Here is an 18,779-nt window from a genome sequence, read left to right on the forward strand (position 1 = left end):
TCGCGCCGAGCCCCGCGCAAAAGAATCAACTGAAACTATGGTCAGCCGTTTTTGCACAACTTGACGCACACAACTCATTCGAATTCCAAGGTGTGAGGGTTGTGCTTCGCCTTCAAACAGTCGAACTCCGAGGTCTGAGGCTCGCATTCCACTCTCAAAGCGTGGACAACTCCACGGTCTGAGGCCCACGTTCCGCCTTCGGACATCCGAAGTCCTCGGTCTGGGGCTGACGTTCCGCCCTCAAAGAGTCGAAGTCGTCGGTCTGAGGCTCAGATTTCGGCCCTCCGACAGTTGAATGCGCCGGTTTGGGGCTCGCGTTCCGCCTTCAAACATTCGTGACCTACCCCCGGGTTTAGGCCGAAGCAGTGCCCCGCCCTCAAACAAACGTATCGACGATCCCGACCGTGCGTTGGACGCTGGTTGTGGCCGACGTGGCGGTCGCGAGCGCCTCGGCGCCGGTCGCGTTGCCGCTGTTTCCGCCGCGCGAACCTCCCCCGCCCTGCTGCTGCGCCTGCTGTTGCGCTTGTCCTGCAAAGCCGTTGCTCACGCTCGCGCTGCCCAAGCCGATCCCGTTCGATTCCATCGCTTCGCGCAGTTTCGGCAGCGCCGCTTGGACGGCGTCGAGGACCTGCTGGTGCTGCGAGACGAACAGCGCGTGCGCGTGGTTGTCGGCGACTTGCAGCACCACTTGCAGCGGACCCAGGTCAGGCGGGTTGAGCGTCAATTCGGCCGTCTGCTGGTGGGCGTTCGACAGGAACACCACCTTCTGGCTCAAGGCGTCTTCCCAGTCCGGCGTGCCGACTTGCGGCGACAGCGACGCCGCAGCCGCCGACGCGCCCGCGGCCGCGCTTGCGCTCAGTGCCGTCGCGTTCGGCGCCAGCGCCGCCGCTTGGGCCGCTGCGGCGGACTGTTGGGTTGCCAGCGTCGCGCTCGTCTGGTTCGCCGTCGCTTGCAGCGTCGCGGTCGCGTCTTGCGTATTGCTGCCCGACAGGCTGTTCGCCGCCAGCGAGTTGACCACCGTCGTTGCGGTTGCGCTCGCGTTTTGCGCCGCCGCGTGCGCCGCCGTGCCGGAGGCGCCGAACTTGCCCTGGCCCAACGCCGCCGCATTCGGGAGATTCTTCGGCGTGATCGCGGCGTTCGAGCCGGTCGCCGCCTTGGACGCGGTCGCGTCGGCTGCCTTGCCCGGCGTGCCCGCTGCGGGCGCGTTTGCCGCGCTCTGGCCCGTCGCTTCGGCAAGCGCGGCCTCCAGCGCTTGTTGCAGCGTCTTGGCCTTGGTCGAATCCGTGGTGCCCGCCGTCGTCGTGCCGCTCACGCCCGTTGCGGCCGTGCCGTCGATCGAGGCGTCCGTTGCCGTTGCGGCGGCGTTCGGGTTGGATGCGTTCGCTTGCGCCTGCAGTTGGGCTTGAACGGCCGCGGCAACCGCCGCCGCCTGTGCCGCTGCGTTGCTCGCCGCATTCGTTGCATTGGCGTCCGGCGTCGAGTGGTTCGTCTTGCCGCTCTTGCCGTTCGATGCGGTGCTGCTGGTGCCGTTCATACCGCTGCCGCTTGCCGAGGCTTGCGGTGACGCTTGCGCCTGCGACGCGTTGTTGTTCGCGGCGTTGGCCGCGTTCGCATTCGCGTTGTTCGAGCCGTTCGCGGCGTTGGCCGTCGAGCCGTTCACCGACGCGTTCGCGCTTTGTGCCGCGTTCGACGACGCGTTCGCGCTTTGTGCCGGGTTCGACGATGCGTTCGACGCGCCTCCGGACGAGCCCGCCTGTTGCTGCTGCGCCTGGGCGAGCGTCTGCGAGAACGGCGTCGAAGGCTGCGAGGAGGGCAGCGGCGCTGCGCTCGATGCGTCGGTCGACGTGCTTGCCGCGCCGAACAGCGGGCCGAGGAAGGAGAGCGGAGACGTCATGCGAGGCCTCTTAAGGTCGGTCAGAGGGTTGGGCGTCGAAATACATGCGTTTCTTTTACGTGCGCTTGCAAGGCGTCACTCGACGCTGTCCGCGCGCATGCGCAGCACCTTCGCCGAGTGTTCGTCAGATTCGCGCTGTTCGCGGCGCGCGGTCTTCAGCGCCTGCGCGGCCTCGCCGCGCGCCTGCAGGATTTCGTACGAGCCGAGCTTGCGCTTTTGCTGCTGCCATTCAGGCTTCGCCGCCTCGACGCGCGCGGTTGCCGTCGCCAGCAGGCGGCGCTGCTGTTCGATCGCCGAATCGAGCGTGTCGATGAACGCCTGGAAGTTGCGCCAGTTGCCGGCGGGCATGCCCGACTGCGCGGTCTTCGTGAAGCGCGCGTGATACTCGTCGCGGTATTGCACCAGCGAGTCGAGCTGCGCTTCGACATCGGCGCGCTCTCGCTGCACGCGGCCCAAATGCTTGGTCGCGGCGTCGAGATCGTCCTGCGCGAGATCGATCAGCGTTTGAATCGGAAAGTGCTTGGACATAGGCAGTCAGCCTCCCTATTGCAATAGCGCGTCGAGCGCCGTCACGCTCGGCTCGAACTCGGCGCATTCGCGGAAATGCTGTTGCAGGAACGCTTCGATGCGCGGATACAGCGCGATCGCACGGTCGAGCAACGCGTCGCGCCCGCTTGAATAGGCGCCGACGTTGATGAGGTCGCGGTTGCGCTGGTAGCGCGACAGCATCTGTTTGAAGAGCCGCACCCGGTCGAGGTGGCGCTCGTCGATGAGCGAGGTCATCGCGCGGCTGATCGACGCTTCGATGTCGATCGCCGGATAGTGCCCGGCCTCCGCGAGCGCGCGCGACAGCACGATATGGCCGTCGAGAATCGCGCGCGCCGAATCGGCGATCGGGTCCTGCTGGTCGTCGCCTTCGGTGAGCACCGTGTAGAACGCGGTGATCGAGCCGCCGCCTTGCGGCCCGTTGCCGGTGCGCTCGACGAGCGCGGGCAGCTTCGCGAACACCGACGGCGGGTAGCCCTTCGTCGCGGGCGGCTCGCCGATGGCCAGCGCGATCTCGCGCTGCGCCATCGCGTAGCGCGTGAGCGAATCCATGAGCAGCAGCACGTGCTTGCCCTGGTCGCGGAAGAATTCGGCGAGCGAGGTCGCGTACGCGGCGCCTTGCATGCGCAAGAGCGGCGAGACGTCGGCGGGCGCGGCGACGACGACCGAGCGCGCGAGGCCGTCCTCGCCGAGGATCTGCTCGATGAACTCCTTCACTTCGCGGCCCCGTTCGCCGATCAGGCCGATCACGATCACTTCGGCGCTCGTGTAGCGCGCCATCGTGCCGAGCAGCACCGATTTGCCGACGCCCGAGCCCGCGAAGAGGCCCATGCGCTGGCCGCGTCCGACCGTGAGCAGCGCGTTGATCGCGCGCACGCCGACGTCGAGCACCTGATGGATCGGTTCGCGGTTGAGCGGGTTGATCGACGGGGCGGAGAGCGGCGCGTCGGCCGCGTTGCCGAGCGGGCCGAGTCCGTCGAGCGGACGGCCCGACGCATCGACGACGCGTCCCAGCATCGCCCAGCCCACGGGCAGGCGCTTCGCGCCCGCGAGCGGATCGGCGATCGGCGCGTTTTCGAGCGGATAGACGCGCGCGCCGGGCAGGAGGCCGGCGACTTCGGTCGTCGGCATCAGGAACAGGCGCTCGCCCGAGAAGCCGACCACTTCGGCTTCGGCCATGTCGCGCGTGCTGCCCGCGGGCAGCTCGATCATCACCTCGGCGCCGACCGAGAGGCGCAAGCCGACCGCTTCGAGCACGAGGCCTGCGGCGCGCGTGAGGCGGCCGCACGCGCGCATCGGCCGTGCGAGCGTGTTGCGGCGGCGCGCGGCGTCGAGCCGCGCGCGCCAGGCGTGCAGATGGGGGTTGTCGGCGGATGGAGCGGGCGATGCGGCGACGCCAGCCGTGGCGGCGCTCGCCGAGTCGTCGAATCCGATATGAAGGTGATTCGTCGCGAATGCGTCGAGCGAGGGCGCCGCCAGACCGGCCGGCACCGCGGGCTCGCCGCCCGGCAGCGAGGTGCCGAACGACGCCAGCGCCAATTCCTGTTCCAGCGGCGTGAGGCCGCTCGTCAGGATCTCGTCGACGGTCGGCTTCACCATGTGCTCACCTTGCCGAGGGCGGCCGCGACGCGCTCCCAGCGTGTCTTGAGCGTGGCGTCCACTTCGCCGCTCGCGGCCTGCGCGCGGCAGCCGCCGCGCTCGACCGTCGCTTCGGTGCGGACGTGCCAGCCGCCGCGCTTCAATTCTTCTTGCAGGTAAGCCTCGATGATCGGCAGGTCGGCGGGATGCACGATCAGCGTCGGCGTGCCCGTCAAGGCCGGTTCGGCGGCGAGCACTTCGCGCGCGGCGTCGAGCAGCGCGGACGGATCGTGCGTCACGTGATGGCGCACGGCTTGTTGAGCGATATCGAGCGCGAGTTCGACGAGGTTTTCCGCGAGATGCGCCTCGACGCCCGTCAGCGCCGACTTGAACGCTTGCGCGAGGTCGGCGAGCTTGGCGGCCTCGGCAAGCGCTTCGACGCGGCCCTTCTCGAAGCCCTGCGCATAGCCTTGCTCGAAGCCTGCCTGATAACCGAGCGCCTGGCCCGCGACGTGGCCCGAAGCGACGCCCTGCGCATGCGCGGCATCGCGCAGACGCTGCAGCTCGGCTTCGAACGCGCCATCGTCGAACGGCTGCGCGGGCGCGGGCGGCGCCGGGTCGAACGAAGCCATCTCCCAGCGTTGATACGCCGAGAGTGTCTCTTTCGATCGATCCATGCCGGCATGCGCCGGGCCGTCCACGTCAGCGCCCGCCGGGCCGCCCCAAGCGTGCTGACTCCCCCCTTGGGGGGGAAGCGAACGCGGGGGGCGGTCAACATTAGACATACGCGTCTTCCGCCTTGCCGCCGAGGACTATCTGACCGCTCTCGGCGAGGTTGCGCACGACCTGCAGGATGCGGCGCTGCTGCGTCTCGACTTCCGACACGCGCACCGGTCCGCGCGAATCGAGGTCTTCCGCGAGCAGTTCGGCCGCGCGCTGCGACATGTTCGACAGGAACTTCTGGCGCAGCGCGGGCGGCGCGCCTTTCAGCGAGATGATCAGCCCTTCCGACTCCACTTCCTTCAGCAGCAGCTGGATCGCGCGGTCTTCCAGGTCGAGCAGGTTCTCGAACACGAACATCTGGTCGATGATCTTCTGCGCGAGATCCGCGTCGTACTGGCGGACGCTCTCGAGCACCGATTCTTCGAACGTGCTCGACATGTAGTTGAGGATTTCGGCCGCCGTGCGGATGCCGCCCATCGGGCTGCGCTTCAAGTTGTCGCTGCCCGACAAGAGGCCCGTGAGCACGTCGTCGAGTTCGCGCAGCGCCGCGGGCTGGATGCCGTCGAGCGTTGCGATCCGCAAGAGCACGTCGTTGCGCAGACGCTCGGCGAAGCATTCGGCGATCTCGGAGGCCTGGTCGCGGTCCAGGTGCACGAGGATCGTCGCGATGATCTGCGGGTGTTCGTTCTTGATGAGCTCGGCCACGGCCGCCGAATCCATCCACTTGAGCCCTTCGATGCCGCTCGTGTCGCTGCCTTGGAGGATGCGGTCGATCAGCACGCCCGCCTTGTCCTCGCCGAGCGCCTTCGTGAGCACCGAGCGGATGTAGTCGCTCGAATCGAGCGACAGCGCCGTGTGCCTTTCCGCTTCCTTGACGAAATCCTGCAGCACGCCCTCGACCTGCTCGCGCGTCACGTTCTTCAACGCGGCCATCGCGGAGCCGATCTTCTGCACTTCGCGCGGCCCGAGGAACTTGAATACCTCCGCGGCCTCTTCCTCGCCGATCGACATCAGCAAGAGCGCGCTCTTGGTGAGACCTTCAGTGTTCATGATGCCCCTAGCGAACGATAGTGAGCGTGGGGGCCGTTCATTCAGCCACCCAGTTCTTGACGACCGTCGCGACGATCTTCGGGTCCTGGCGCGCGATCGTGCGCGCGTAGTCCAGGTTCCGTTCGAATTTGTGCTTCTCGCTTTCGAACGACAGCAGGTTCACGTTCACGCCGTCGTCGTCCAGTGCGGCCTTGTCCGCGCCCTCGGCCGGGATGCCGTCGAGCAGCACCGGCTCGCCCGCCGAGCCGATCGCCACGGCGGCCGTCGCCTCGCCGGGCGGCAGGGGCGGCGGGAATGCGCGGCGCAGCGCCGGCTTCACCATCACGAAGTAGAGGATCAGGGCCACCGCGCCGATGCCGAGCCACGTCGCGATCTGCTTGTAGAGCGCGAGCATGTCGGGCGTGCGCCACCACGGGATGTTCGAGAACGGGTCGTCGATCTTCGTGAACGCGCTGTTGACGACGTTGACCGAGTCGCCGCGCTGCGCGTCGTAGCCCATCGCGTCCTTGACGAGCTGATCGACTTTCGTGAGCAGATCCGCGGGCACCGGCTGCATCGTCATGTGGCCCTTCGCGTCCGTGACCGGCACGTTGTTGATGACCACCGCCACCGACAGACGCTTGATGCTGCCGATCTCGCGCTCGGTGTGGCGGATCGTCTTGTCGAGTTCGTAGTTGGTCGTCGAATCCTTGTGCTCGGAGAGCGGCGTCGCCGACACCGCGCTCGCGCCGCTCGCGGGCGCATTGATCGGCGCGGAAGCCGGCTGCGGCGGCGTGTTCGACAGCGCGCCCGGCACGCCTTGCGCGGCGCCGGTCGACGCTTCCGTCGACGAGCTCGTCTGCTGGCTGCGGATCGCGGTTTGCGCCGGGCTGCTGTTCGGGCCGTACGATTCGGCGGTCTGCTCGACCTTCGAGAAGTCGATGTCGGCGCTGACCGTCGAATGCGCGTTGCCGGCGCCGAAGAGCGGGGCGAGGATCGCGTCGATGCGCTGCTGCGTGTCGTGCTCGATTTGCCGCACGTATTTCAGTTGCGACGGATCGAGCCCGGTGGCGGACGAAGATTGCGTCAGGAGGTTGCCGTCCTGGTCGACGATCGTCACGTTCTTGACCGGCATGTCGGGCACCGCGGACGCCACCATGTGCGTGATCGCGATCACCTGGCCTTCGTCGAGCGCGCGGCCCGGATACAGATTGACGAGCACCGACGCCGACGGCGCCTCGCGGTCGCGCACGAACACGGACGGCTTCGGAATCGCCAGATGGACGCGCGCTTCGCGCACGGTCGAGATCGATTCGATGGTCTTTTCGAGCTCGCCTTCGAGCGCGCGCTGGTAATTGACCTGCTCGGCGAACTGGCTGATGCCGAACTTCTGGTTGTCCATCAGCTCGAAGCCGACCGAGCCGCCCTTGGGCAGCCCAAGCGCAGCGAGGCGCAGGCGCATCTCGTGCACTTGGTCGGAAGGCACGAGGATCGCGCCGCCGGCGTCCGCGAACTTGTACGGGATGTTGGCCTGCTGCAGCGCGGTGATGATCGCGCCGCCGTCGCGGTCCGAGAGGTTGCTGTACAGCACCTTGTAGTCCGGCGTGCGCGACCACATGACGAGCGCGGCCACGACGGCCACGAGCAACGCGACGGCGATGATCAGCGGCGCGCGCGGGTTGCCGCGCATTTGCGAGAGCGTCGGCAGGCGCTGTGCAAACCCGTTGCCGCCGCCGAGTTCGGCACCGCCGCCGGCAGGCAGCCCGCCCGCACCTGCCGCGGCAGGTTGCGCGCCCGCGAGGCCGATGCGGGTGTCGGGGTTGATCAAAGAGTTGGCCTGCGAATCCATGCGTCTGGGTTCTCCGGAATGCGGGTAGGTCCTGTCGGGACGCGCTTTGACGCCCACTTACGGACACTTTCACGAAGGGGATTATCCGCAGGGGAGCGCAACTCCATTGGTTGAATAGAACAGGGTTTTCCCCCTACTTTCACGGCTTTCGCGAAATGGCCGCTGCTATGCTCGCTGCTATGTTCTTTTAATCGGATCGGCACGTCCCGCGCGTGCTGCTTACAAGCGGTTTACGCTTGGCGCGAGCGCTCGAGCCGGTCCATTTCCACTTTCCCGGCTGTGGAGAAACCATGACTGTCACTGCGATGAATTCGGCCCTGCAGCAATTGCAGGCGCTGGCGGCCCAAGCCGCGGACAGCGCCGAAGTGCAAAGCCAAAGCAACGGCGCTGCGACGGCGGGTACGTTTTCGGCGGCGCTCAAGGCGTCGCTCGACAAAATCAGCGATAACCAGCAAAAGGCGGCCGGCGAATCCAAGGCCTTCGAGCTCGGCGCGCCGAACGTTTCGCTGAACGACGTGATGATCGACGGGGCAAAGGCCAACATCGGCTTTCAGTTCGGGCTGCAGGTGCGCAACAAGCTCGTCTCGGCCTACAACGACATCATGCAAATGTCGGTGTGAGCGCCCCAAAAATCACCTAAAGCTTTCGCGGCGCGATCCGATAACACCGGTATAAGGCAGGCATTTGCGCTGCCGGCCACCAACCGAAGAGCACAGGAGGAGCGCCGATGTATTCCCCAGGACACTCTGGAGCGAGTGCGGATGCGCGCGTCGGCGTCGAGACCGGGGTCATGGGCGCGAATCCGCACCGTCTGATCGCGACGCTCGAAGAAGCCTGGATCGGAATTGCCCCAGCAATCGCGAAGATGGCGGCACAGCCATCGCCGGAACGCATTAGATGAACCAGAACGCAGAATATTTTGCGCGATACGAAGCGATCGCGGCGGTGTCGCACAGGATGCTGTCGGCCGCGCGCCGCGCGCTGTGGAGCGATCTGATCAGGCTGCAGGACGAGTACCTGGCGCTCGTCGACGGGCTGAAGGACGCCGAGTCGAACGTGATGCTCGACGACGGCGAGCGCGCGCGCAAGTTCGACCTGATCCGGCGGATTCTCGCCGACGACGCGGCGATTCGCGACCTGGCGAGTCCGAGCGTCGCGCGCCTGTCGGCGCTCTTCGCCACCGAGCGGCCGGCGCGCGTGCTGAAAGAGCTGTACGGCGCGCGCTGAGCGCTATGGTTTTTTGGCGCAAGCACAATCACGCAATACCCTGCCTCAAGCCACACTCAATTCAACCTCGTAAGCAGCACGACTTTTTGGCGCGAAAGGACTCGGCATGACCGGAATCGACACTGCCATCGCGTCTGTGCTTGCGAGTCGCGTCGATAGCTTGCTGACCAACGGCGTCGGCTCGTTTTCCAATCCTTCGACCGCGCAGACGGGCGCTTCCGCGCTGAGCGTCGATACGTCCAACGCTGCGGCCGGCGTGACCGGCGCGATTCCCGCGGCGCAGGCTTCCGCGCAGGCCGTCTTGTCCGAAGTCGCGCTCACGCTCGACGCAATCTCGCGCTTCGGCGGCGAGGCGACGCCCGCCGTGGTCGGCGAGGCGCCGATCTGGCCTGCGCCGCCCGCGATCAACGTGGTGGCGGGCGCGAGCGCCGAGCTGTTTCCATCGCTCGATTCCGCCGCGGCTGCGGGCGGCAGCGCTTCCGCTTCCGCGTCTGCCGCGCAGCAGACCCAGGGCGCTGCACTCTCCGCATCGACGGTGCCCGTCGCGCTGCTCGCCGCCGCGCTCGCGCAGGCCGTGTCCGAAAGCGGCCTCTTCTACGAATCGCATCTCGCGCAATGGCTCTTGGGCTCGCGCACCGTCGATTCGCTCGCCGGCGAGCCGCAAACGCGCCTCGCCGCCGGAGAAGTGCAGTTGCCGCTGGCCTGGGGCGGCAGCCCGGGCGCCGCGGAAGCCGGCGACGCTACCTTGAGTTCCTGGCTCGACGGCCAGTTTTCGTCGATCTTCGGCGGCGGCGATGGACAAGCGCAGGCGGGCGGCGCATCGGCGCGCGGCGCGCCGAATGCATCGAACGCGCCGAATGCGTCCGCGAGTGCCGCCAATAGCGCGGCGATGCCCGGCTATGCGGCGGTGTCGCGCGCGCCGATGACGTTCGCGCCAAGCACCTTCGGCGCGTACCCGGCGAGCGACGCACCGTCCGCTCACGCTGCTTCCTCGCAGCCGACGAGCAACAACGCTTCGCCGGCGAACAGCGCGGCCCAGACCGCGCCTTCTTCGATTGCCGCCTCGATCCACCCGGCGACGATCCCGCTCGTGCGCCAGCAACTCGATTTGCTCGCGACCGACCAGTTTCGCTGGACCGGGGAAGTCTGGCCCGGCGCGAAGCTCGACTGGACGATCGAGCCCGACGGCGGGCAGCACGCGAGCCGCCGCGGCGCCGACGCGTCCGACTACGAGCAGCCGTGGCGCACGCGCCTCACGCTGTCGCTGCCGACGCTCGGCACCGTCGATGCGGAGCTGACGCTGACCGGCACGCAGCTCGTCGCGCGCGTGCAGGCGAGCCCGGGCGGCGCAGCGCGCCTCGCCGCGCAGGGCGAGGCGTTCCGGCGCCGGCTGCAGGCGGCCGGCATCGAACTCTCCGGGCTTTCGATCCGCGAGATCGGCGGCACGAGCCCGGCGGGAGGCGCGAGCGCGGCGTCGGCGGCGTTTGCGTATGCGCGCTCGGCGGCGAGCGTCGGCGCCAACGACGTGGTCGATGCCGAAGTCATCGACAAATCCGCGGCCTCGGCCCACGCGTTCGCACCGTTCAAGGCGCGGGACGCGTCCGCGAAGCCGGCGAGCACGAGTCCGCTCGAGCGCCTTTTCCACGATCCGTTCGAATGGGGCGGCTCATGAGCCCCGCGAGGCGCAAGCGCGCGGCGGCGCTCGTCTACGACACCACGAACGGCGACGCGGCGCCGCGCGTGGTCGCGAAGGGCTACGGCGTCGTCGCGGAGATGATCGTGCAGCGCGCGCAGGAAGCCGGGCTCTACGTGCATACGGCACCCGAGATGGTGTCGCTCTTGATGCAGGTCGATCTCGATTCGCGGATTCCGCCCGAGCTTTACAAGGCGGTCGCCGAATTGCTCGCCTGGCTCTACCGGCTCGAAAGCGGCGCGGACGACAGCGCGCCGGGGCCGGTCGTCGAGGCGGCGGAAGGGGTGTTCGGTGAGGACAGCGGCGAGAACGCTTGATGTCGCTGCAGGCCTGCAAATAAGAATCGTTCGCGTTATCCGTGCGAGGCTGTACAATGGCCAGCCTTTCTGTTTGTAATTTCTGCTTGGTGACGGCTTTCGCGCGATAGCGGCGGTGCACGGGGCCAACGCAGACGAGCGCATGGAGCCTGCCCTTGAACGCACCTGAAACGATCGGTCTGAAACCGGCTGCACATGCCGACGTGCGCGACGCAAACCGTCCCCCCGCCGTCCCCCATTTCGATGACGCCCAGCAAGCCGAACGCCGCCGCCGTTCGCGCCGCGCGACGTTCCTCAAATGGCTGCGCAAGGTGCATGGCTGGGTCGGACTATGGGGCGCGGTGCTGGGGCTCTTGTTCGGCACCACGGGTTTTCTGCTGAATCACCGCGCCGGGCCGCTGCAGATTTCGCCGGGCAAGCCGCAGGTCGAGCAGTTGCAGATCGCGCTGCCGCAGCCCGTGCCGGCGTCGCCCGACGCCATGGCCGACTGGCTCAAAAGCGAGCTGCAATTCGACGGCCGGGTCGGCAAGGTGAAGCAGGAGCCGGCGCATCCGGTCGCGTGGGGCGATCGCCGCACGGTTCAGCCCGAGTTCTGGACCTTCAACATTGCCGGGCCGCGCAACGGCGTCCAGGCCGAGTATTGGGTGGGCAACGGCTTCGTGTCGGTCAAGCGCTCGCAGAACGCGTTCTTTGCGACGCTCAACAACCTGCACAAGGGCGTCGGTTTGGGCATCGGCTGGGTGCTGCTGATCGATACGCTTGCGGGCGCGATCATCCTGCTGTCGCTGACGGGCGTGCTGCTGTGGACCGAGCTGAACAAGCGGAGAACGTTCGGGGTCGTGCTGGTGGCGGGGTCGGTGGGCGCGGCGTTGCTGGCCGGGCTGGTCTGACGTGTAACGGCGCGATGCGCGCGCCGCACGCGCGCTTTGCATCAGAACGCGCATGCGGTCTCGCACTTCATCGATGGCGGCTCGCCCGGCCGCCAGCGCTCACACTTTGAACGCGCCGACGACGTCGGAGAGCGTCATCGTCTGGTCCTGCATCGACCGCGCCGACGCCGTCACCTGCTCGACGAGCGCCGCGTTTTGCTGCGTCGTCGAATCGAGCTGCGTGATCGCCTGGTTGACCTGCTCGATGCCGCGGGTCTGCTCCTGGCTCGCGGCCATGATCTCGCTCATGATGGTCGCGACGCTGTTGGTCGTGGCCATGATCTCGTTCATCGTCGCGCCGGCCTCGCCGACGAGCGTGCTGCCCGAATCGACCTTGGCCGCGGAATCGGCGATCAGCCCCTTGATGTCTTTCGCCGCAGCCGCCGCCCGTTGCGCGAGGTTGCGCACCTCGCTGGCCACCACCGCGAAACCGCGGCCCTGTTCGCCCGCGCGCGCCGCTTCGACCGACGCGTTCAGCGCGAGGATGTTGGTCTGGAATGCGATGCTGTCGATCACGCCGATGATGTCGACCACTTTCTTCGACGAGTCGCTGATCGAGTTCATCGTCTGCACGAACTCGCCGATCACCCGGCCGCCGCGCGAGGCGACTTGCGAAGCGTCGTTGGCGAGCTGGTTGGCGTGGTTCGCGTTGTCGGCGTTTTGCTTGACGGTGCCGGTGATCTCTTCCATCGACGCCGCCGTCTGCTGCAGCGACGCCGCTTGCGCCTCGGTGCGCGCGGACAGGTCCTGGTTGCCGCTCGTGATCTCGCGCGAGGCCGCCGCGAGCGACGTCGAGCCGCTCACCACCTGGCGCACCACGTCCTGCAGGCGGGCGACGAAACGGTTGAGGCTCGCGGCGACCTCGGCGAATTCCTTGCCGCCGGTTTCGGGCACGCGGCGCGTGAGGTCCGCGTCGCCGCTCGAGAGCACGTCGATGTTTTCCTTGAGCGTCGCAAGGCGCTTCATGAACATGCGGATGCCGGCGATCATGATCGCGAGCAAGACGAGCGCCATCGGGATCTGGACCAGCGCGAGCTCGCGCAGGATGCGATTGCTGTTGGCCATCAGCATCGACGATCGCACGCTCGTCGCGATCAACCAGGGGCTGCCGGGGATCGGTTTCAGGAAGAGCGTTTGCGCGCCGTCGGGGCCGTCGTACTCGCCGGACGTTTCGCCGCCGCCTTGCACGTCGGGCAACAGGCGCTGGATTTCCGCGGCCATCGCCGAGCTCGATGCGAGCTCCGAGACGTTCTTCAACACGATGTTGTTCGGGATCTTCGTGCTGTTGCTGACGATCTTGCCGTCGCCCTCGATGATCAGGATCTGGCCGTGGATTTTCTCTTCCATGTCCGCGACGAGGTGATTGAAGAAGCCGAGCGTCACGTCGATCGTCGCGACGCCGTACAGCTCGTCGCCCTTGTAGATCGCCATCGCGCAGTTCGTGCGCGGCTGCGGGCTCGCGTCGTCCTGATACGCCTTCGCCCACTTGCAATGACCCTTCGGCGCCGTGCGGCCGTTCTCGTACCAGGGCTGCTCCCAGTACTTGAGCGACTCGGGCGAGTTCCAGTGCGTGTTGATGGCGAGCTGGTTCGTCGCGGCGTCGCGCGCATAGAACGTGCTGTCCTTGTCGCGCGCCGGGTCGCGCTTGCCGGGTAGCGGCCAGATGCCGCCGCCGAACACGTTCGGGTCGCCGTACTGGTCGACGAGTCCCGGCAACAGCTTGTCGATCGGGTCGCTATCGAGGAGCGCGACCGTCTGCGTGATGCTGCGCTGCTGCGCCTCTACCTGACGCAATTGCTCGCTTACGCGGACGGCGATCTGATCGACCTCGCGGGCGATCACCTTGCCTTCGAGCTGCGCGAGCTCCGGCGTGACGAAAAAGCGGATGACGACGAACGTGCCGATCAGGAGAAGCGCGAAGAACACGCAGATGGACAGGGTGTAGCGGGTTTGGGTCGAGGTCCGGGTGTCCATGTCTTCACATAGTAGAAAGGTGACTATGTGTTACGGCTTGGGCCTGCGAAGCTTGATATGACTGGACTGGGCCGTCTCTTCTAAAGCAGGGCGGCAAGGTCACTTGCGCAATGCCCGACTCATCTCGGCGAGCGGCATCGCGGCGATAGAGTCCAGCAACCGGACTTCGCCCGCCTCGGGCTGCGCAATCTCGTCGACAGCACGTCTGGTGTCGGCGACCCGGTCGTCGACGACGGCCAGCATATCGTCCAGCAATTTTTCTGCGCCTTTTGCCGGCAGGCGGAGTTGCTCGCCGAATGCCAGCATATTCTTCCTGGAGATGTGCGAGAACTGCGTGGCTTCGCCAACAGGCATTGTCAGGTCGCAAGCGGGCCAGCGGTCTTGTCTCTCAGGTTGGTATGTCGGGGTGTGGTAGACGACTGTGCTGACCAGGTCGTAAAACGGAGCCAGCATGTAGCCTCGAGGGGTGACGAAGAAAGAGACGTTTTTCAGGTGGGCTTCCGCGTTCCCGACGAGCACGTTGAAGAGGGCCCATCGAAATACCTCAAGACGTGCCATTGCCCGCGTGCTCGTCTTCTCGATGGCGTCCCGAAGCACCTCCGCATTCGCGTTCTGATACTTGAAGCTGCGGTCGTAGTTCAAGAGCTGCATTGCGTCGATGGTATGCCGACGCCGGACAGGCTCAGTTGTCGTATCGCGGTCGAAGCGGTCGATGACGTAGCAGGCTGAGGGCACGCGCAGAAAGTGCGTAGGCGGTACGCGGACGCCCATCGCCTGCGCTAGGCGCATGCAGAAAAACTCGTTGACTGCTGAATGGGGGTAGCCCGTTGTTCGCATGTCGGGCTTGAGCAGGTGCATCGACGGTTCGCTGCCGACAGGCTCAAAGAGTGCGTAAGCCGGAGTGGTGCCGCGCAATGTCAGGAGGAGCTTTTGTTGAGCACCCGCCGCAGACATGCGCTTGGGTGCGGTGGCCGTGAGCGCACGCTGTGGCATTGCCTGTATGCGCGCCTCCAGTTCCGCATACGACAGCGGTTGCAGACCGCCGGCTTCCTCCTGCTCACCTTCAGAAAGGAGCGTTAGGGCTCCGGCCGACTCTCGCCCGTAGTAGGCGAGCAAACCCCAAGCATCGCTCGCATTGACTTTAGCTTCTCGAGCGAGCGCCGTGCGCATCTCCTCCTCAGGCAACAGGTTGTCGAAGAACCACTGCACCGGCCGCTGGCTTGACCCATCCACGAAAGGTCCGGCATCCAGCGGGAATGCCGGCGAAAGTGGGAACGCGTCGTTTCGACCGATCCAGCGCTTGTCGTAGGTAAAAGACCAGATATCGCTCTCATCGCTGACAACGCCCATTCGTTGGCCATTCGCGAATGCGACAAGCGTTCTAGCTGCCATGAGAAGTCCGTCGACGATGCATGGCCTTGGTCGCCAAGGCCGGGGGAATGTCCACGGAAACCTGTGCATGGAGCGTGATGCCCAGCTCGGCAAGGAGGTGCAACACCTTGCCAATCTGGGCTGTCGGCTTACCTGCCTCAAGATGCGTGATGAATTTGGGAGACAGGCCAGTCGCGTTGGCAACGTCATCACGCGTCAGGCTTTGTGCGAGTCGTGCGGCCCGGACAAGATTGCCTAACGTCACCATGCTGCCGATGAAAACGCCCGATTCCTGCACCGCTCTCTCCTGTTCGCGTTCGTACCCGCTCGGAAACATTATGCCACGCAAGTCAGATTTTCTCTGGGTTCCGTAACCGCTAGGGTACGGAACACGGGTTCGACGGCTCAGCTACCGATTTCGTACCCGAATGGTTACGTGAGGACGGAAAGCGCCCGTGTTGTCATTTCCCGTACCGGAGCGGATACGGCGCAACCACGACGATTTGTGTGGGCTGAGTAGTGGAAAAGACAGACTCTTCTAAGCCGTGCTCGGGCTTCTCACGCACGAGATTCATAACGGCCCATCTCACCGGATCACCGGTGTGCTGTGCACGACGAAGATGAGGGGATTTGCAACCGAAATCCCGATTGCCTGATTGTCAAAGCGGTGCGTGGCGTTGATCGATCAGATCACTACTGTCGATTGGATTGCGTGCGAGGCCGAATATCGCGGAGAGCGGGCTGCGAAAGCCGAATTGGACGCGAACAGACGCAGCATCGTCAGGTTCTCAAACCTCACACGCCGAGCCGCCCCCGGCCGCCATCTCCCGCGCGGCCTTTGCGCCTTCCACCTGCAGGATCATCGGCAGCGAGACGCCGTTTTTTGCAGCGGTGACCTCCGCGAGGATCGACACCGCGATTTCCGGCGGCGTGCGGCTGCCGATATAGATGCCGACCGGCCCATGCAGCCGCGCGAGTTCCAGCTCGCTCAAATCGAACTCCTTCAGCCGCTCGCGCCGCGCCGCGTTGTTGCGCCGCGACCCCAGCGCGCCGACGTAGAACGCCGGCGTCTTCAACGCCTCCATCAGCGCGAGATCGTCGAGTTTCGGGTCGTGCGTGAGCGCGATCACCGCGCAACGCTCGTCGAGCTTCATGTCGAGCACGGTGTCGTCGGGCATCGTGCGCACGATCGTCGTGCCGGGCACGTCCCACTCGTCGGTGTACTCCTCGCGCGGATCGCACACGGTCACTTGATAGTCGAGTCCGGCCGCGATGTTGCACAGGTAGCGCGACAACTGCCCCGCGCCGATCACGAGCATCCGGTAACGCGGGCCGTGGATCGTGAGAAGGCGTGTTTCGTCGAAGTCGACGCCGTCGGTCGCTTGCGCCGGACTGAGGCGCGCGGCACCGGTCGCCATGTCGAGCGTACGCGCCACGAGCTTGCCCGCCTGCACCGCTGCGAGCAATTCGGCGATGCCGCTTGCCTTCGTCAACGGCTCGAGCACGAGCTGGATCGTGCCGCCGCACGGCAACCCGAAGCGATGCGCCTCTTCGGCCGTGATGCCGTACTTCACCGATTCAGGCCGCTTCTGCTCGATGCCGAGCCTGCGCACGCGGTCGATCAAATCGTCTTCGATGCAGCCGCCCGATACCGAGCCGACGACGAGCCCGTCGTCGCGCACCGCGAGCATCGCGCCTTCGGGGCGCGGCGACGAACCCCAGGTCTTCACGACAGTCACCAATAGCGCGCGATGCCCTTCGTCGAGCCATCGCGCGCTCGACTTCAGAACTTCGAGATCCACGCTTTCCATGACTTGCTTCCTTTTCCGGTATGCGCGGATTCGCCGGCTTCTTCGGCTTTGTCGGCGCGAGCGCTGTCGTCTTCGTCCGCTTCGTCGTCTTCGTCCGCATCGCTGCGCGCGGCGAGTGCCGCGTCGCCCTCTGCCGCGTCGCTCGTCACCTGCTCGGAAAAGCGCTTGAAGAACTCGCCCGCGATCTTGCGCGCGGCGCCGTCGACGAGCCGCGAGCCGATCTGCGCGAGCTTGCCGCCGATCTGCGCTTGCGCCGTGTACGAGAGTTTCGTCGCTTCGTTGCCTTCCGGCTCGAGCGTCACGCGCGCGCTGCCTTTGCCGAAGCCGGCCGCGCCGCCTTGTCCTTCGAAGACGATCGTGTAGGTGTGCGGCGCGTCGATGTCGGTCAGCAGCATGCGGCCCTTGAAGCGCGCCTTCACCGGACCGACCGACGCGCTCATCGACAGCGAATACGCGTTCTCGCCGTCCGCTTCGATGTTCTCGCAACCGGGAATCGACGCCTTCAGGATCGTGGTGTCGTTCAACGCCTCCCACGTGCGCCGTTGCGGCACGGGCAGCGTATAGCTTTCCGTCAATTCCATCTCATGGCTCCTTTTAGGTTAAGGAGGTTAAGGCCGGGGCGCGGCCGCGAGGGGCGCGCGTCAAGTGAGCGAAATCCCGGCCGAAAGCCGCGAGGCTTTCCAGATTATGAACCGGGCGGTGCGCGTCGACATGGGGCAGGATCGCCTGCACACCGCGCGCCCGCGGCGAAAATTCCGCGAAGCGCAAGAGCGGGTTGAGCCACACGAGGCGATGCGCGAAGCGCGCGAGGCGGGCCATCTCGGTGTCGAGGACGTCGATCGCTTCGTGATCGAGCCCGTCGGTGACGAGCAGCACGGTCGCGCGGCCGGCGAGGACGCGCCGTGCCCAGCGGCGGTTGAATTCGGCGAGCGCGGCGCCGATGCGCGTGCCGCCCGACCAGTCGACGACCTGTTCGGCGAGCGTCGCGATCGCCACGTCGGGGTCGCGCTCGCGCAGCGCGCGCGTCGCGTTCGTGAGCCGCGTGCCGAACAGGAACACTTGCAGCCGTTCGCGCGATTGCAAGAGCGCGTGGCAGAAGTACAGCACCGCGCGCGAGTAGCTGCTCATCGAACCGGAGATGTCGAGCAGCAGGACGAGCGGCGGCTTGCGCTTCACGGCGGCGCGATATTTCCAGACGGTCCAGTCGCCGCCCGCGCGCACGGCGTGGCGCGCGCTCGCGCGCAGGTCCGCGTGCGTGCCGTGCGAGGCGGCTTTGAGGCGGCGCGTGGGCTCGGTCGCGAGCGAGACGCGCTGGCCGCGGATCAGGTGGCGCAGCGTGCGCCATTCGTCGGCGGTGAGGGTGTCGAAATCGCGATGGCGCAGGTGCTCCTCCGAGCTGAACGTGACGCGCGCGACGAGTTCGCGCGGCGAGCGTTCGGGCGGTTGCGCGTGCTCGGAATGCGGTTCTGGTCGGCGCCGCGCCGCGAGCGCGTCGGCAAGACGGTTGTTGCGCACGGGCGGCGGCATGCCGCTTTTCACCTTCGGCAGCATCAGCGCGCGCAGCTTGCCTTCCCAATCGGGGTCGCGCCAGAAGATATCGAACGCGGCGTCGAACACTTCGCGCTCGTCCGGCGCGCCGACCACCAGCGCCGCGAGTGCCGAGCGCACATCGTCGCGCCGCTCGATGCCGATCAGGCGCAATGCGGCGAGCGCATCGACCGCGTGCGCGGGCGACATCGGCAGGCCCGCCCCGCGCAACAGCCGCACGAAGTGCACGACGTTGCGCGCGAGCATCGGCAGCGGGCCGGTTGTCGAAGCGGGGGCGATCGTCGACATGC

Annotated in this window: 17 protein-coding genes and 1 pseudogene; 6 read left to right on the plus strand and 12 right to left on the minus strand. The window is 66.6% G+C overall.

The window, feature by feature from the left end; all coding sequences use genetic code 11:
- Window positions 1–376 precede the first annotated feature (376 nt).
- From J3489_RS23010 to fliF, 6 genes are all read right to left on the minus strand, one after another.
- A complete protein-coding gene (locus J3489_RS23010) occupies window positions 377–1,894 on the minus strand; it encodes a flagellar hook-length control protein FliK (RefSeq protein WP_207001981.1) in 1,518 nt (505 codons plus the stop codon).
- Window positions 1,895–1,969: 75 nt separating this feature from the next.
- The gene (gene fliJ / locus J3489_RS23015) at window positions 1,970–2,422 is read right to left on the minus strand and encodes a flagellar export protein FliJ (protein WP_207001983.1); all 453 of its coding nucleotides are present in this window, start codon (window positions 2,420–2,422) and stop codon (window positions 1,970–1,972) included.
- A 15-nt stretch (window positions 2,423–2,437) separates the two neighbouring features.
- Entirely contained in the window at window positions 2,438–4,039 is a 1,602-nt protein-coding gene (gene fliI, locus J3489_RS23020) for a flagellar protein export ATPase FliI (RefSeq protein WP_207001985.1), read from the minus strand.
- Window positions 4,033–4,695 (minus strand): flagellar assembly protein FliH, encoded by a 663-nt coding sequence (gene fliH, locus J3489_RS23025; protein WP_207001987.1) that lies wholly within the window; start codon window positions 4,693–4,695, stop codon window positions 4,033–4,035. The genes fliI and fliH overlap by 7 nt, the downstream gene beginning before the upstream one ends.
- Before the next feature lie 100 nt (window positions 4,696–4,795).
- Window positions 4,796–5,791 carry a flagellar motor switch protein FliG gene (fliG, locus tag J3489_RS23030; RefSeq protein WP_207001989.1) on the minus strand — a complete coding sequence of 332 codons (996 nt, stop codon included), beginning with the start codon at window positions 5,789–5,791 and terminating at the stop codon, window positions 4,796–4,798.
- Window positions 5,792–5,828: 37 nt separating this feature from the next.
- Window positions 5,829–7,619, minus strand: coding sequence for a flagellar basal-body MS-ring/collar protein FliF (fliF, locus tag J3489_RS23035; RefSeq protein ID WP_207001991.1), 1,791 nt, complete (start codon window positions 7,617–7,619; stop codon window positions 5,829–5,831).
- 290 nt (window positions 7,620–7,909) lie between these two features.
- On the opposite strand from fliF, the gene fliE reads away from it, so the two are divergent.
- From fliE to J3489_RS23065, 6 genes and pseudogenes are all read left to right on the plus strand, one after another.
- Window positions 7,910–8,239: a flagellar hook-basal body complex protein FliE gene (fliE, locus tag J3489_RS23040; protein ID WP_207001993.1), complete on the plus strand. Its 330-nt coding sequence runs from the start codon at window positions 7,910–7,912 to the stop codon at window positions 8,237–8,239.
- A gap of 107 nt (window positions 8,240–8,346) precedes the next feature.
- A pseudogene (locus tag J3489_RS23045) lies at window positions 8,347–8,481 on the plus strand (flagellar export chaperone FliS); the annotation flags it as partial.
- Between the two features lie 35 nt (window positions 8,482–8,516).
- Entirely contained in the window at window positions 8,517–8,846 is a 330-nt protein-coding gene (locus tag J3489_RS23050; RefSeq protein ID WP_207001997.1) for a flagellar protein FliT, read from the plus strand.
- 106 nt (window positions 8,847–8,952) lie between these two features.
- Window positions 8,953–10,518: a flagellar hook-length control protein FliK gene (gene fliK / locus J3489_RS23055; RefSeq protein WP_207001999.1), complete on the plus strand. Its 1,566-nt coding sequence runs from the start codon at window positions 8,953–8,955 to the stop codon at window positions 10,516–10,518.
- A complete protein-coding gene (locus tag J3489_RS23060) occupies window positions 10,515–10,856 on the plus strand; it encodes an EscU/YscU/HrcU family type III secretion system export apparatus switch protein (protein ID WP_207002001.1) in 342 nt (113 codons plus the stop codon). Before fliK ends, J3489_RS23060 begins: the two co-directional genes overlap by 4 nt.
- A 155-nt stretch (window positions 10,857–11,011) precedes the next feature.
- The gene (locus tag J3489_RS23065; protein WP_207002003.1) at window positions 11,012–11,746 is read left to right on the plus strand and encodes a PepSY-associated TM helix domain-containing protein; all 735 of its coding nucleotides are present in this window, start codon (window positions 11,012–11,014) and stop codon (window positions 11,744–11,746) included.
- Between the two features lie 99 nt (window positions 11,747–11,845).
- Here J3489_RS23065 and J3489_RS23070 read toward each other — a convergent pair whose 3' ends face one another.
- The 6 genes from J3489_RS23070 to J3489_RS23095 form a co-directional block, all read right to left on the minus strand.
- Window positions 11,846–13,759: a methyl-accepting chemotaxis protein gene (locus J3489_RS23070; RefSeq protein ID WP_207002005.1), complete on the minus strand. Its 1,914-nt coding sequence runs from the start codon at window positions 13,757–13,759 to the stop codon at window positions 11,846–11,848.
- A gap of 99 nt (window positions 13,760–13,858) precedes the next feature.
- Window positions 13,859–15,151 (minus strand): HipA domain-containing protein, encoded by a 1,293-nt coding sequence (locus J3489_RS23075; RefSeq protein WP_207002008.1) that lies wholly within the window; start codon window positions 15,149–15,151, stop codon window positions 13,859–13,861.
- Window positions 15,141–15,398: a helix-turn-helix domain-containing protein gene (locus J3489_RS23080; protein WP_242540236.1), complete on the minus strand. Its 258-nt coding sequence runs from the start codon at window positions 15,396–15,398 to the stop codon at window positions 15,141–15,143. Before J3489_RS23080 ends, J3489_RS23075 begins: the two co-directional genes overlap by 11 nt.
- A 520-nt stretch (window positions 15,399–15,918) precedes the next feature.
- Window positions 15,919–16,941: an XdhC family protein gene (locus J3489_RS23085; RefSeq protein ID WP_207002010.1), complete on the minus strand. Its 1,023-nt coding sequence runs from the start codon at window positions 16,939–16,941 to the stop codon at window positions 15,919–15,921.
- Window positions 16,914–17,522 carry an SRPBCC family protein gene (locus tag J3489_RS23090; RefSeq protein ID WP_207002012.1) on the minus strand — a complete coding sequence of 203 codons (609 nt, stop codon included), beginning with the start codon at window positions 17,520–17,522 and terminating at the stop codon, window positions 16,914–16,916. Before J3489_RS23090 ends, J3489_RS23085 begins: the two co-directional genes overlap by 28 nt.
- A 13-nt stretch (window positions 17,523–17,535) precedes the next feature.
- A complete protein-coding gene (locus tag J3489_RS23095; protein ID WP_207002014.1) occupies window positions 17,536–18,777 on the minus strand; it encodes a vWA domain-containing protein in 1,242 nt (413 codons plus the stop codon).
- Window positions 18,778–18,779: the final 2 nt, after the last annotated feature.

This window comes from Trinickia mobilis (genome assembly GCF_017315705.1).
Taxonomy (GTDB): Bacteria; Pseudomonadota; Gammaproteobacteria; order Burkholderiales; family Burkholderiaceae; genus Trinickia_A; species Trinickia_A mobilis.